Annotated in this window: 14 protein-coding genes; 5 read left to right on the plus strand and 9 right to left on the minus strand. The window is 29.1% G+C overall.

The genetic code is table 11. The annotated features are described in order from the left end of the window. Positions 1-25: 25 nt before the first annotated feature. Both ACOQN8_RS13720 and ACOQN8_RS13725 read right to left on the minus strand, forming a co-directional pair. Positions 26-733, minus strand: a complete 708-nt coding sequence (locus tag ACOQN8_RS13720) for a LytR/AlgR family response regulator transcription factor (RefSeq protein ID WP_420553105.1) — start codon at positions 731-733, stop codon at positions 26-28. Positions 734-736: 3 nt separating this feature from the next. Further along, positions 737-1,783 carry a sensor histidine kinase gene (locus ACOQN8_RS13725; protein WP_420553106.1) on the minus strand — a complete coding sequence of 349 codons (1,047 nt, stop codon included), beginning with the start codon at positions 1,781-1,783 and terminating at the stop codon, positions 737-739. Positions 1,784-1,992: 209 nt separating this feature from the next. Here ACOQN8_RS13725 and ACOQN8_RS13730 point away from each other — a divergent pair, with 209 nt between their 5' ends. Both ACOQN8_RS13730 and ACOQN8_RS13735 read left to right on the plus strand, forming a co-directional pair. Then, a complete protein-coding gene (locus ACOQN8_RS13730) occupies positions 1,993-2,865 on the plus strand; it encodes a DUF5694 domain-containing protein (protein ID WP_420553107.1) in 873 nt (290 codons plus the stop codon). 11 nt (positions 2,866-2,876) lie between these two features. After that, positions 2,877-3,737: a DUF5694 domain-containing protein gene (locus ACOQN8_RS13735; protein ID WP_420553108.1), complete on the plus strand. Its 861-nt coding sequence runs from the start codon at positions 2,877-2,879 to the stop codon at positions 3,735-3,737. A gap of 63 nt (positions 3,738-3,800) precedes the next feature. Here ACOQN8_RS13735 and ACOQN8_RS13740 read toward each other — a convergent pair whose 3' ends face one another. From ACOQN8_RS13740 to argS, 4 genes are all read right to left on the minus strand, one after another. Beyond that, positions 3,801-4,256: a heavy metal-binding domain-containing protein gene (locus ACOQN8_RS13740; protein ID WP_420553109.1), complete on the minus strand. Its 456-nt coding sequence runs from the start codon at positions 4,254-4,256 to the stop codon at positions 3,801-3,803. A 48-nt stretch (positions 4,257-4,304) separates the two neighbouring features. After that, entirely contained in the window at positions 4,305-5,579 is a 1,275-nt protein-coding gene (locus tag ACOQN8_RS13745) for a S41 family peptidase (RefSeq protein ID WP_420553110.1), read from the minus strand. 94 nt (positions 5,580-5,673) lie between these two features. Beyond that, complete coding sequence (gene lpdA, locus ACOQN8_RS13750) at positions 5,674-7,062, minus strand: dihydrolipoyl dehydrogenase (protein ID WP_420553111.1); 1,389 nt, start codon at positions 7,060-7,062, stop codon at positions 5,674-5,676. A gap of 33 nt (positions 7,063-7,095) precedes the next feature. After that, positions 7,096-8,871, minus strand: coding sequence for an arginine--tRNA ligase (argS, locus tag ACOQN8_RS13755; RefSeq protein WP_420553112.1), 1,776 nt, complete (start codon positions 8,869-8,871; stop codon positions 7,096-7,098). A 90-nt stretch (positions 8,872-8,961) separates the two neighbouring features. Here argS and ACOQN8_RS13760 point away from each other — a divergent pair, with 90 nt between their 5' ends. The 3 genes from ACOQN8_RS13760 (at position 8,962) to ACOQN8_RS13770 (ending at position 11,130) form a co-directional block, all read left to right on the plus strand. Continuing rightward, the gene (locus ACOQN8_RS13760) at positions 8,962-9,504 is read left to right on the plus strand and encodes a YkgJ family cysteine cluster protein (protein WP_420553113.1); all 543 of its coding nucleotides are present in this window, start codon (positions 8,962-8,964) and stop codon (positions 9,502-9,504) included. A 2-nt stretch (positions 9,505-9,506) separates the two neighbouring features. Beyond that, the gene (locus ACOQN8_RS13765) at positions 9,507-10,220 is read left to right on the plus strand and encodes a class I SAM-dependent methyltransferase (protein WP_420553114.1); all 714 of its coding nucleotides are present in this window, start codon (positions 9,507-9,509) and stop codon (positions 10,218-10,220) included. 70 nt (positions 10,221-10,290) lie between these two features. Next, on the plus strand, positions 10,291-11,130 hold the full coding sequence (locus ACOQN8_RS13770; RefSeq protein WP_420553115.1) for a sterol desaturase family protein: 840 nt from the start codon (positions 10,291-10,293) through the stop codon (positions 11,128-11,130). Between the two features lie 36 nt (positions 11,131-11,166). Here the strand turns inward: ACOQN8_RS13770 and ACOQN8_RS13775 are convergent, their stop codons facing one another. The 3 genes from ACOQN8_RS13775 to ACOQN8_RS13785 form a co-directional block, all read right to left on the minus strand. After that, positions 11,167-11,418, minus strand: coding sequence for a hypothetical protein (locus ACOQN8_RS13775; protein WP_272148914.1), 252 nt, complete (start codon positions 11,416-11,418; stop codon positions 11,167-11,169). A 153-nt stretch (positions 11,419-11,571) separates the two neighbouring features. Next, positions 11,572-12,627 carry a serine hydrolase domain-containing protein gene (locus ACOQN8_RS13780; RefSeq protein WP_420553116.1) on the minus strand — a complete coding sequence of 352 codons (1,056 nt, stop codon included), beginning with the start codon at positions 12,625-12,627 and terminating at the stop codon, positions 11,572-11,574. Between the two features lie 7 nt (positions 12,628-12,634). Beyond that, positions 12,635-13,213 (minus strand): adenylosuccinate lyase, encoded by a 579-nt coding sequence (locus ACOQN8_RS13785; protein WP_420553117.1) that lies wholly within the window; start codon positions 13,211-13,213, stop codon positions 12,635-12,637. Positions 13,214-13,266 lie beyond the last annotated feature (53 nt).

The following is a 13,266-nucleotide window of genomic DNA, read 5'->3' on the forward strand; positions in this document are numbered from 1 at the left end:
GGAACTATTAAGAATAATTAGAACTTTATAATATTAGTTTATTAATCTTTTCAAAAAAGTTTTTTTTATACGTATCTCCTATAGGTAAGTTTTTACCGTTGGTTAAGTATACAGAAAGAGAATCCGTTTTTGCTATGTGTTGAATAGCAACAATGTAAGATTTGTGAATTTTTATAAAGCTTTTAGAAGATAGTTCAGTATCAAAATGTTTTAAAGTACTATAGGTAATAACCTCTTTATTTTCTAAATGAAGTGATACATAATTTTTTAAACTTTCAATATAGAGAATTTCGTTTGTATACACTTTTTCAAAATTATTTTTACCATCCGTTTTTATAAAAATAAATTCATCACTTTTACTAATAGGTTTTATATCTTCTTTAGGTTTTACTTTTAAAATTGCGTTATAAAAACGCTCAAATTCAAAAGGTTTTAAAAGGTAGTCAATAGCATTGAGTTCATAACTTTCAATAGCAAATTGAGGATAAGCAGTGGTAAAAATTACGTTAACCTTATCTTTTATAATTTTAGAAAGTTGAATTCCTGTAATGGTTGGCATTTGAATATCTAAGAATACCAAATCTAAGGCCTCTTTTTCAATAATACTGATAGCTTCTATAGGGTCTGTTGTAGATCCAACTAGTTCTAAAAAAGATACTTTTTTTACATAAGATTCTAATAATCTTATCGCTGGAGCTTCGTCATCGACAATTAAACATTTTAAAGTATTCATAAGTTAGTTGGCTTTGATTGGTATTTTTAAATATGTAGTATACGCATTATTTAACTCTTTATGTTCAAAGATGAATTCTTTATCAAAAAGTAACTCTAATCGTTTTTTTAAGTTTTCTCTTCCAATTCCTGTACTGCTGTAGTTTTTAACAGTAGAAATTTTATTTTGTGTTTTGAGCTCTAAAGAATCTACATTAATTGTAATAGAAATATTAGCAGGGTTGTTTTTATCATTGATGATACCATGTTTACAGATATTTTCGATAAAATGAACCAAAACCAAAGAAGGTATTTGTTGTTCTGCTACATCGCCTTTTATTGATAGATTTAGAAACAAGTTATTTTCAAACCTTTTTTCATAAAAATAAATATAATCCTTAATAAACTTTATTTCTCTTTTTAAAGGCATGTAATCTTTTTGAGCTTCATAAGTAAGGTATCGTAATAATTCAGAAAGTTTGTAAATTCCTTTAGCAGTTTCTGGTTGGGTATCTGCCAATTCAGAATAGAAAACATTTAAAGTATTAAATAGAAAATGAGGTTCTAATTGTGTTTTTAAAGCATCTAATTCTGCTTGTTGATGCTCTAGTTTAAGTTCGTGAATTTTGTTTTTATTCTCAAGAAAACGGAATAACAAAAAAATAAAAGTACTGAATAAAATTATCTGTAAACTATAATAAGAATTGTCAAAAACATAATACCAAAAGGTTCTGGTACTTTCATGATAATTATGAAATCCAGCAATATTGTATACTATTATTTCTTCTAATAAATAACGAATCCCAGCAAAAATGAAAAACAGAGATATTTGCCCTAAAATAAAATAGACAAGATTGTTTTTAGCTAAGGTTTTAGGACAAATAATACCAACATTAATAGCATAAACACTAAAAAACGTCATGTAGAAAGTAGTTTTTAAAATAATTCCTACAATAGTATATTTTTCTATAAAGTTTGTGTGTCCACCAGTAATATAACTTCTAAAAAGATCCATTCCAACAATAATGAATCCAAGAATAAAGTGATATTTAAAAGTTTTTTTTAATTCCATAGTTCAAAAGTAGCTATAAAGGTAACTTTCTTTTTCTTTTTAAGATGTAGTTTCTGTTTTTTAGGACAAACTAGTAAAACTACACAACGAAATTTATGATGTAATTTTTTGATGAGTTGATACGGTATACACTAGTGTTGGTTGAAATTAGAGTTTTTAACTAGCCTTAGTAAATACTTTTGGAGTATCGAATTCAAAACTATAGAATCATGAAAACTAGAATTTTATCAATCGTTTTATTTATAACAAGTGTTGTATTTGCTCAAAAAGCTCAAATAGATGAACATTTTAAAAATATAAAATCATCAGATTTATTAATCTTAGGGTCATTTCATTTCGCAAATCCACAATTAGATAGTTATAAACCAAAACATACTGTCGATATTTTTTCAGAGAAACGTCAAAAGGAATTAAGAGAGTTACTAAATGTTATTAAAAAATACGGACCTACTAAGATTGGAGTTGAGTGGAAAGTAACCAAGCAACAAAAGCTAGATTCGTTATATAATGCCTATTTGGAAGGAAAGTTTAGATTAAAATCAAATGAAATATATCAAGTTGCTTTCAGATTAGGAAAAGAATTAGGACACAAAAAACTCTATGCTGTTGATGCTCCGTCAAGAAACTTTAAAAGCGATTTAACTCAAAAAGAATTTAAAGCTAAGAAGAATTATTATGCTCAAAAAGCAGGAATGGAAATGATTAAAAGAGAAATGAATATTAATGATACTTATTTTAGTTTATATGAAAAAGGAGATAAGTTAAAAACAGAAATGTCATTAGTAGAGTATTTTAAAATAATGAATAATCCTGATGTAGTAAGTCATAATCACGGGCATTATTTAATAGGTGAATTTAAAATGGGAGAAGCTGAAAAAGGAGATTATTTTGGAGCAGATAATTCAATTTGGTGGTACAGTAGAAATCTAAGAATTTTTCAAAACATTCTAAATATGAACAAAGCAGGAGAGGACAAAGTATTTGTTTTAATGGGAGCTGGACATTTATCAATTCTGAATTTCTTAGCAAAATCGTCGGTAGATTTTAATTTAAAAAGCTTTGAAGAAATAACTAAACTATAATTAAAAATAAAATGATAAGAATATATTTAATACTTGTAATAACAATTTTGTCAACCGTTTCATGCGCTAAACAAAAGACAAACGAAGAAAAAGAAAATAAGGTTTCAGAAGTAAAAAAAGAAACAAATTCTGATTTAAAGAAAATACCAGTTTTAAATTTTGGAACTTTTCATATGGGGCAAACTTCTGATGCTACTAAAACTGAGTTTGACGAACATGATAAAAAGAATCAACTAGAAGTTCATAAAATAGCAGCTATGCTTGCTGAATTTAAACCAACAGTTATTATTGTAGAAACTCCGCCAACATATAATGAAAAACTCCAGACTCTATATAAGCAATACATAGCAAATCCTGAAATGAAATTTAAAAAGCCAGATGAAGTTGAGTTATTAGCTTATGAATTAGGAAGGTTATCGAATACTAAACGAATTTATGGAATAGATTACAGGATGGGGTATAATTATAATATTGGAAGAGAAATTAACAATGAAATAGATGCTATTTGGCATGATAAGTTTTATAAAAATCGATTAAAATTTTATCCAGAAGTTAATTATGATGAAAACAAACTAAACCTTTTAGATAAATTAAAACAAACAAATCACGATAGATTTCTTGACTTTTTAATAACTGTAAATGCAGATATGCTAACCCATGTAGGAACTAAAGAAAATTTTGAAGGAGCCGATGAAGCAGCCAAATATTATCAAAGAAATTTAAGAATGTATTCAAACTTAAATAGAATTGAACTTACAGAAAATGATCGTGTATTTATATTGATGGGAGCAAGTCACACAGCTTTTTTTAGAGACTTTATAAGTAGAAGTCCAAAATATGTAATGGTGAATACATTTGATTATTTAAAATAGATTATTCAATCAAAAAACCTCACCAAATAGGTGAGGTTTTTATACTTTTTATAGTAGTAATCTTTAACTATGATAAGCAGCATTATGCTCTAAGTCAGCCGCACAACTTCTACATTTACCGGCTGCATCTTCGCCACCAGCACAACCGTTTTTACATTTATAATGGTATTCGCCATTAGCATTTGGACCAGAGGCTGGTTTTGTTACAGGCGTTGACATTGGCGAACTAGAAGTGCTCGCTGGTTTATTATGAAAAGCTTGGTTATGAGCTAATGCTGAATTACATACAGGACAAACTCCTTTTTCACTAGAAGTTCCTCCTTTACATCTTTTAGGACATATATAATGCGCACCTCCTACAATACCACCTCCTAACATATTGTTATTTGGAAGAGTAGGTACAGGACGTTCATTAAAAGGAAGGCTTAAAGGATGTACAGGTGTTTTCTTTTCTTCTTTTTTACAAGAATAAAAACACATCATTAATAATACTACGAATAATGGGAAAAATTTTTTCATGTCCAAAGATAAAAAAACCTCACCATTTTGGTGAGGTTTTATCTTTTCTTATTGTTTTTTAACATATTCGAAAATAGGATCTATTCCTTTTTTAAAATCATCATATTGTGTTCTTATAAGAACATCGGGAGTAATTGTATTTTCATTTTTATCACTCAACTTGTAAAAATCTGAAGAAAAGGTAACTTTAATTCTTGAATAAGGAAGAGCAAATGATTTAATATTTCCATAATGATTTGGTTTTCCTCCAGTTTCTTCACCAATTATAATTGCATTAGTGTTATTTTTAAAATCAACAGTATTAAAAATAGCTGATGAAAAAGTATCATTACCTACCACGACAAAAAGTTTTCCTTTCTGATTGATCTTTTTATTATTGGCAATTTCTTTAATTAAGTTTTCAGCTAAATAAGAACTCCCCCCTTTATTAAACCTCATATCAAAAATAAGTTTGTCAATGTTTTTGTTTTCATTTAGCTCTTTTAAAACTTTAGCTTCAAATTTTTTAAAAGAAGGAAATCTGTAGGCAAATTCTTTTTTTCCGTATTTTTCAACAGTTTCTCTACTAACGCATTTATTATATTGAACGAAATAAATTTTTTCTTCTGGAAAATATTTCTCTTTAAAAATTTTACGACTACCATTCATATAAAATGGTTTTTGAGCGTTAACTCTCATGTAGATTTTATTTCTATAACTTCTCTTAGGAATATCTGTCTCTTTAAGTTTATAGTTGATTATTTTACCTGATTGATCGGTTAATTTTAAATTGTAAATACTATCGTTAGGTTTAGCAAAACCAAAATGCTTTAATAAGACATGTTTAGGTAATAATCTTTTACTATTTTGATTAATAACAGCTCTGTTTTCAGGAACAAATAATGTTTTTAAACTGTCGATAATTGTCTCGATTTTATAGTTGTTAATAGCAATTAATTTTTTGTCTAAAATTTCATAATTATCTTTTGAGGTAGCATTTATATACAATCCATCTCCAAACCAAATAAGACCTAAAGGAAGTGTTTTTCTTTTTCTTAGTAGATGAGATATACTTAAGTTAGTATGTGTATCGCCTACTTTAGCAATTAATTGGGTGAGTTTTATTGAGGTTTCAATATTGGTATCCTTTCCTAAAGAATTTATTATGGATTCAATTTCTTTTTCAAAATCTTGCTTACTTATTTTAAAGAATAAGTTCTTATGTTTCTTAGCCAATTCTGTTTTTAAAAAATTTAAATCAGTAGCCCAATCTTCATTGGATATTTGTTGAGCATAAGAATAACAGCAAATAATAACCAAAAAGGAAAATAAAATTTTTTTCATAGCTTTTTTAATTGATAATTAATTTTCAAAGTCAAATTAAAAATAAAAACCTCACCCAATAGGTGAGGTTTTAGTTAAAAAATATATAATCTTTTTATAAGTGAATTACTTCGTCATAAGCATCAGCTACAGCTTCCATTACAGCTTCACTCATTGTTGGGTGAGGGTGGATAGCTTTTAATACTTCGTGTCCAGTAGTTTCTAATTTACGTCCTAAAACAGCTTCAGCAATCATATCAGTTACACCAGCACCAATCATATGACATCCTAACCATTCACCGTACTTAGCATCAAAAATTACTTTAACAAATCCGTCAGGAGTTCCAGCTGCTTTTGCTTTTCCTGAAGCAGAGAATGGGAATTTACCAACTTTTAATTCGTAACCAGCTTCTTTTGCTTTTTCTTCAGTTAAACCAACAGATGCAATTTCTGGAGTCGCATAAGTACAACCAGGAATGTTTCCGTAATCGATAGCTTCTGTATGAACACCAGCAATTTTTTCAACACATGTAATTCCTTCTGCAGAAGCAACGTGCGCTAAAGCAGGACCAGGAGTAACATCACCAATAGCGTAGTATCCAGGAATGTTAGTTTGGTACCAATCATTTACTAAAATTTTATCTCTGTCAGTAATAATTCCAACATCTTCTAATCCGATGTTTTCAATATTTGTTTTGATTCCAACAGCCGATAAAACGATATCTGCTTCTAAAATTTGTTCTCCTTTTTTAGTTTTAACAGTCGCTTTTACACCATCACCAGAAGTATCAACAGACTCTACAGAAGAGCTAGTCATTACTTTAATTCCAGCTTTCTTAAAAGAACGCTCCATTTGCTTAGAAACATCTTTATCTTCAACTGGTACAATGTTTGGCATAAATTCAACAACAGTAACCTCAGTTCCCATTGAATTGTAGAAGTGAGCAAACTCAACTCCAATAGCTCCAGAACCAACAACAATCATAGATTTTGGTTGTGTAGGTAAACTCATAGCTTCACGGTAACCAATTACTTTTTTACCATCTTGTGGTAAGTTTGGTAACTCACGAGAACGAGCTCCAGTAGCTATAATAATATGGTCTGCACTGTATTCAGTTACTTTACCATCTTTATCAGTAACATCAACTTTTTTTCCAGTTTTTACCTTTCCAAATCCGTCAATAATATCAATTTTATTTTTCTTCATTAAGAATTGAACACCTTTGCTCATTCCTTCAGCAACACCACGACTACGTTTAATTACAGCATCAAAATCTTTATCGATTGCCTCTGCTTTTAATCCGTACTCATCAACATGTTTTAAATAATCATATACTTGAGCAGATTTTAATAATGCTTTTGTAGGGATACATCCCCAGTTTAAACAAATTCCACCTAAGTTTTCTTTTTCTACTACTGCAACTTTAAATCCTAATTGAGAAGCTCTAATAGCAGTTACATAACCTCCAGGACCACTTCCGATTATTAATACGTCGTATTTCATGTCGTTTATTTTTACTTGTTGTTTGTTTAATTTTTACATTCTCTCAGGAACCTGAATTCCTAATAAACTGAATGCTGATTTTACAGTGTCTGCTATTTTTTTTGATAGCTGAACTCTAAATACTTTTTTATCTTGATTTTCTTCCCCTAAAATATGTACGTTTTGATAAAATGAGTTAAACTCTTTTACTAAGTCGTACGTGTAATTAGCAATTACAGCAGGAGAGTAGTTCTTAGCTGCTTGCTGAATTGTTTCAGGGTATAATTCTAATAACTTAATTAATTCTTTTTCTTTTGCATGTAATTCAACAGAAACAGGGTTTGAATAATCAAAATCTGCTTTTCTTAAAATTGATTGAATTCTAGCATAAGTATATTGGATAAAAGGTCCTGTGTTTCCTTGGAAATCAACAGAAGCTTTAGGGTCAAATAAAATTCTCTTTTTAGGGTCTACCTTTAAGATAAAGTATTTTAAAGCTCCTAATCCAATAATTTTATATAACTCTTCTTTTTCTTCTTCAGAATAACCTTCTAACTTACCTAACTCTTGTGAAATTGTACGAGCAGTATCAGTCATTTCAGTCATTAAATCATCAGCATCTACTACAGTTCCTTCACGAGATTTCATTTTTCCAGAAGGTAAATCAACCATACCATAGCTTAAATGGTATAATTGTTCAGCCCAAGAATATCCTAATTTTTTAAGAATTAAGAATAATACTTTAAAGTGATAGTCTTGTTCGTTACCAACGGTATAAACCATTCCTCCAACATCTGGCATGTCTTTAGAACGTTGAATTGCTGTACCAATGTCTTGAGTCATATATACAGCAGTTCCATCAGAACGTAACACTAATTTTTCATCTAAACCTTCATCAGTTAAATCGCACCAAACAGAACCATCTTCTTTTTTGAAGAAAACACCGTTTTTCAACCCTTCTTCAATTACATCTTTTCCTAAAAGGTAGGTATTACTTTCATAATATAACTTGTCAAAATCAACTCCAATGTTTTTATAGGTTACATCAAAACCTTCATAAACCCAAGAGTTCATTGTTTCCCATAGGGCAACAACTTCTTTATCTCCAGCTTCCCATTTACGCAACATTTCTTGTGCTTCAACAAATAAAGGAGCTTGCTTTTTAGCATCCTCTTCAGAAGTACCACTAGCTACTAAATCAGCAATCTCTTTTTTGTATTCTTGGTCAAACTTTACATAGTAATTACCAACTAATTTATCTCCTTTTAAGCCAGTTGATTCAGGAGTTTCACCATTACCAAACTTTTGCCAAGCTAGCATTGACTTACAAATATGAATACCTCTATCGTTTATGATTTGAGTTTTGTAAACTTTTTTTCCTGAAGCTTTTAAAATTTCAGAAACAGCATATCCTAATAATACATTACGAACATGTCCTAAGTGTAATGGTTTGTTGGTATTAGGAGATGAATATTCAACCATTCTTGATGATTCATCTGCTGAAGGAGTAACAAATCCATAAGTAGTTTCTTTGGCAATTTCATTAAAGAATTTAGTATAAAAACTATCGTTTATAACTAAGTTTAAAAAACCTTTAACTACGTTATAACTACTTATATCTTCAACATTTTCTACTAAATAAGCTCCTAAATCTTCACCAATTTGTACAGGGTTTCCTTTCTTGTACCTTAAAAGAGGAAATACCACAACAGTGATGTCTCCTTCAAAATCTTTACGGGTTGCTTGAAACTCAACACTTGGAATTTCAATATTATACAAGGTTAAAAAACCTTCCTTTACTTTAGTTTCTATTAAGGTTTGTATGCTCATTAGTTATTAAAAATTGAAGTGCAAAATTACATAATTTATTTGGATGATATTTAAACTGATTCTAACAATTTATATAGGTATTTTTGCAACATGGATAAAGACCTAGAAAACTTACAAAAGTTAGCACAAGATGTAGAAAAAGAGAATAAAAAATATTTTGCTACATTAAAAAAACGTACGCCTAAAAACTTAGACCTTATCATGCAAGAATTACATGATAAAGAGTTTGAACGTACCGATTGTTTAACTTGTGGTAACTGTTGTAAAACTACCAGTCCAATGTTTACTGATAAAGACATTGAGCGTATTTCTAAGCACTTAAAAATGAAGGCTCGTGATTTTGTAAATCAATATTTAGAGCGTGATTCGGATGATTTTATGGTGTTAAAATCTGCTCCTTGTACTTTTTTAGATGAACGTGATAATACTTGCTTTATTTATGATGTACGTCCAAAAGCTTGTGCCGAATATCCACATACCAACCGTAGAAAGTTTATTCAATTAACAGATTTGACGGTTAAAAACACGGAGGTTTGTCCAGCTACTTACAGAATTGTTGAAGAGTTAAAAAAACGTGTGCCTTTACAATCTAATAAAAAAGTGAGGAGATCTTCTAGAGAGAAAAGATCTTAAAAATGTTTTTAAGGTTTTCTATTTCTAGAAAACTATCTAAGAAAAAGAAAGCAATGAAACCTAAAAAGCAAAAGAAACCATGGCCTACTAAAGATGCTATGGTACAAGTTTATGAAAAGAATCTTTGGGGAGGTAATACTTCAGAGTTTTATTCAGGAGATGGTTCTCATGATATTAACATTGTTAAACCTTATATAGAAATAGTAACTTCCTTTCTAAATTCTTTTAAAAATGGTTTAACTGTATGTGATTTAGGTTGTGGCGATTTTAATGTAGGAAAACAATTAGTTAAGCACACCAAAAAATATGTTGGAGTAGATATTGTACCAAGCTTAATAACTTACAATAAAGAAAAATTTAAAGAAGAAAATTTAGAATTTTATTGTCTAGACATTGCAGAAGAAGAATTACCAATTGCAGATTGTTTGATGATTCGTCAAGTTTTACAGCATTTATCAAATGCAGAGGTACAAAAAATAGTTGCTAAGCTATCAGCTTTTAAATACATTATTTTAACGGAGCATTTACCAAAAGGAGATTTTGAACCAAATAAAGATATTATTTCAGGGCAAGGGATTAGGCTAAAAAAGAAAAGTGGCTTAAATTTATTAGCTCCTCCATTTAATTTTAAAATTAAAAAACAACAACAATTATTATCTATTCCTTTACCTAATAAAAAAGGTATTATTGTAACAACTCTTTTTAAGGTTTTTTGATTATTGAAGATAGAGTATAGAAAAATAGCTACTCAAAACTTTTTCTTATTTTTAGAGAAAATATTTCATATTGGATACTATAATTAATTATTTTGAAACAATTCCATCAAGTCATAGAAGCATAATTTTAGTAGGAGGAATTACTTTTTTTTGGCTATTAGAAAGTGCTGTGCCTTTGTTTAAGTTTAAATACAATAAGTGGAAGCATGCATGGCCTAATTTATTTTTTACTGGAACTACAGTTATTATAAATTTTACACTTGCTTTTTTATTACTAAAAACTGCTGATTGGGTTCAAACTAATAATTTTGGATTGATTAATTGGTTACCAACAATGCCTTTGTGGTTATATGTAGTTTTAGGAGTGTTGTTTTTAGATTTTTTTGGTGCTTATTTAGCACATTATGTAGAGCACAAAGTAAAACCTTTGTGGATGGTACATTTGGTACACCATTCCGATCATAAGGTAGATACCACTACAGCAAACAGGCACCATCCGTTAGAAAGTGTAATACGTTTTACATTTACATTATTAGGAGTGTTTTTAGTGGGAACTCCAATTGCAATTATTATGTTATATCAGTCAATGTCATTAATATTTACACAATTAACACATGCAAATATTAAAATGCCTAAGAAACTTGATAAAATATTGAGCTATGTACTGGTTTCGCCAGATATGCATAAAGTACATCATCATAATTTATTGCCCTATACCGATTCTAACTATGGGAATATTTTTTCTATTTGGGATCGATTGTTTGGAACTTATATGGAGCTAGATCGTGAAAAAATAGTATATGGTGTAGATACTTTTCCTGATGAAGAAAAAAATTCTAGTTTAAAAGAATTACTGAAACAACCGTTTCAAGGGTATAGAAAACCTACAAACTTAGAAGAGATTCAATAAAAATAAAAAGCGAGCTTTTAGCTCGCTTTTTTGTTATTAGTTATTAAGATAACAGTTATATCCATCTAAAAGAACGTTACTCATATAATACGTTCCACCTGTTTGATGATTTTTAGAATAACATCTGTACTTCCATCTAGGTGTCGGTTCTGGCTCTGGTACGAAAATTTCAGTTCCTACATGCATTCCATCTAAATAGCCACCAAAATTACCACCACCTTCAATTTCTTTTTGAGTTAAACTATCTAGTTCTTGCACTCCATTTAACTCTAAAATTTTTTTTAACATAACTTATAATTTAATTGTAAATATTAATTTAAATGTATAAATAGTTTATTGTTAATTAGTTAAGTGTTTTCCGGAAGAAGTAATTTTGTTTCCGAAAGGGTACTGGTTTTTCTTGTAGTTGAGAGGTTAGAATATGAGAACAATTGGAATATTTTAACGAATTAATAAGTTCTCCAACCCTTTTATATAATTGCGCATTTTTACGTGAGATAAATTGGTAAGAATAGAAATTACAATTTCTTCCTCAGGATAAATTAATAGCATTGAAGAAGCACCAATACCACCTCCTGAATGACTTAATTTAGTTGTATTGTTTTTTGTTTTACGAATACTTATACCAATACCATAATTTGTTTTTTTATCATTATTGGTTTTATTAGAGGTAGTAAGTTTAGCTAATGAATTTGTTGTTATTATTTGTGGATTTATAAATTCATTTCCAAATAAAACTAAATCTTCAGAAGTAGATAAAAAACCACCACCAGCAGCTTTAAATTCATTACTTACTTTAGGACCAATAACTACTTTTCCTCTTCTTTTTAAATAGAATTGAGTTCTATTTGTATTTTCTTTATCAGATTTATCTACCATAGTTTTAGTCATTTTTAAAGGGACAAAAACTTCATCATTCATAAACTCAAAAAAATCTTTATTACCAGCATTTTGAATAACAACACTCAACAAATTCCATCCATAAGTACTATACTTAAAATCGGTTCCTGGTTTGAAAAGTAAATCAGATTCTTTAAATATATCTAACCCTTCAACAATAGACATTTTATCGTTAATTAAAAACTCTGAGCCTTTATAATGTCTAATTCCTGCTGTGTGTCCTGCAATTTGACGAATGGTAAAGTCGTAATCTTTTTTAGGAAAATCAGGGACATAGGTATATAAGCTATTGTTTAAGTCTAATTTATTATCATCAATAAGTTTTGCTAAAGCAAGAGCTGTTAATGTTTTGGAGATACTAGCAATTCTAAATTGAGTGTTTTTTGGAGATACTTTTGTCTTATTACTAAGGTCTGAATAACCAAATCCTTCCGACCAAATAATTTTACCTTTTTTTGATACAGAAATTGAGAGTCCAGGGATTTTTTGCTCTTCTATAAAATTTTGGGTCAACCTTATAGCTTCTTCCTTAAATTGAGCATTTGATAATAATGTAAAACAAAGAAATAGAAATAATAAGTTAATTCGTGTTTTCATAGGTTTATTATGTTTTCGTTTTTTCAATCATTTCTAAAATTTTCTTGCCACGAGCTTTACAGCCTTTACTTTCATGAATTATTTTAGAACTAATTAAATGTTTTAATTCAGGATGAACCCAATCTTTTTCTAAGCCAAATAAATACAAAGAAGTCATAGTATAGGCTCTAACTGCTATTTTTTGATCGGTAATTAACCAGTCGAATCCAGCTTCAATAATACTTTCAATGTGCTTTTGATTTAATATTTTTTGAGTGTTGTTTTCTTTTTTTGAAGTATAAGCAACTGCCAAATGTTCACAAATTTTAGCACAAGGTCTAATAGCGCTATCAAAATGTACTTTAGAAATGTTTTCAGTAAAGAAGTTTAAATAAGGGTGAATATGTTCAATACCATGATGTGTACAAATCCATTCCAATACCCATACTGCTTTGATTGACAATTTATTATCAACATCAAAAGTTAAATCAACTAAAGATTTTATTAATTTTGGCTGCTCTAATACAATAATAGCAGCATTGTTTCTGTTTACCCTAGCAGGGTTCTCCATATCATTTAAAACAGAAACTAAAAAATCAATACTCATATTGGTATGGTTTATGTATTTTTGAAATAAGTAAGTTATACAACTAAATAAAA

The organism is Tenacibaculum aiptasiae (genome assembly GCF_965221665.1).
In the GTDB taxonomy this organism is placed as follows: domain Bacteria; phylum Bacteroidota; class Bacteroidia; order Flavobacteriales; family Flavobacteriaceae; genus Polaribacter; species Polaribacter aiptasiae.

Excerpts from the sequence above, each read along its gene's own strand:
- ACOQN8_RS13785 (WP_420553117.1), bottom strand. The coding sequence starts at position 13,213 with ATGAGTATTGATTTTTTAGTTTCTGTTTTAAATGATATGGAGAACCCT.
- ACOQN8_RS13735 (WP_420553108.1), top strand. The coding sequence starts at position 2,877 with ATGATAAGAATATATTTAATACTTGTAATAACAATTTTGTCAACCGTT.
- ACOQN8_RS13745 (WP_420553110.1), bottom strand. The coding sequence starts at position 5,579 with ATGAAAAAAATTTTATTTTCCTTTTTGGTTATTATTTGCTGTTATTCT.
- lpdA (WP_420553111.1), bottom strand. The coding sequence starts at position 7,062 with ATGAAATACGACGTATTAATAATCGGAAGTGGTCCTGGAGGTTATGTA.
- ACOQN8_RS13765 (WP_420553114.1), top strand. The coding sequence starts at position 9,507 with ATGTTTTTAAGGTTTTCTATTTCTAGAAAACTATCTAAGAAAAAGAAA.
- ACOQN8_RS13760 (WP_420553113.1), top strand. The coding sequence starts at position 8,962 with ATGGATAAAGACCTAGAAAACTTACAAAAGTTAGCACAAGATGTAGAA.
- ACOQN8_RS13775 (WP_272148914.1), bottom strand. The coding sequence starts at position 11,418 with ATGTTAAAAAAAATTTTAGAGTTAAATGGAGTGCAAGAACTAGATAGT.
- ACOQN8_RS13725 (WP_420553106.1), bottom strand. The coding sequence starts at position 1,783 with ATGGAATTAAAAAAAACTTTTAAATATCACTTTATTCTTGGATTCATT.
- ACOQN8_RS13780 (WP_420553116.1), bottom strand. The coding sequence starts at position 12,627 with ATGAAAACACGAATTAACTTATTATTTCTATTTCTTTGTTTTACATTA.
- ACOQN8_RS13740 (WP_420553109.1), bottom strand. The coding sequence starts at position 4,256 with ATGAAAAAATTTTTCCCATTATTCGTAGTATTATTAATGATGTGTTTT.
- argS (WP_420553112.1), bottom strand. The coding sequence starts at position 8,871 with ATGAGCATACAAACCTTAATAGAAACTAAAGTAAAGGAAGGTTTTTTA.
- ACOQN8_RS13720 (WP_420553105.1), bottom strand. The coding sequence starts at position 733 with ATGAATACTTTAAAATGTTTAATTGTCGATGACGAAGCTCCAGCGATA.
- ACOQN8_RS13730 (WP_420553107.1), top strand. The coding sequence starts at position 1,993 with ATGAAAACTAGAATTTTATCAATCGTTTTATTTATAACAAGTGTTGTA.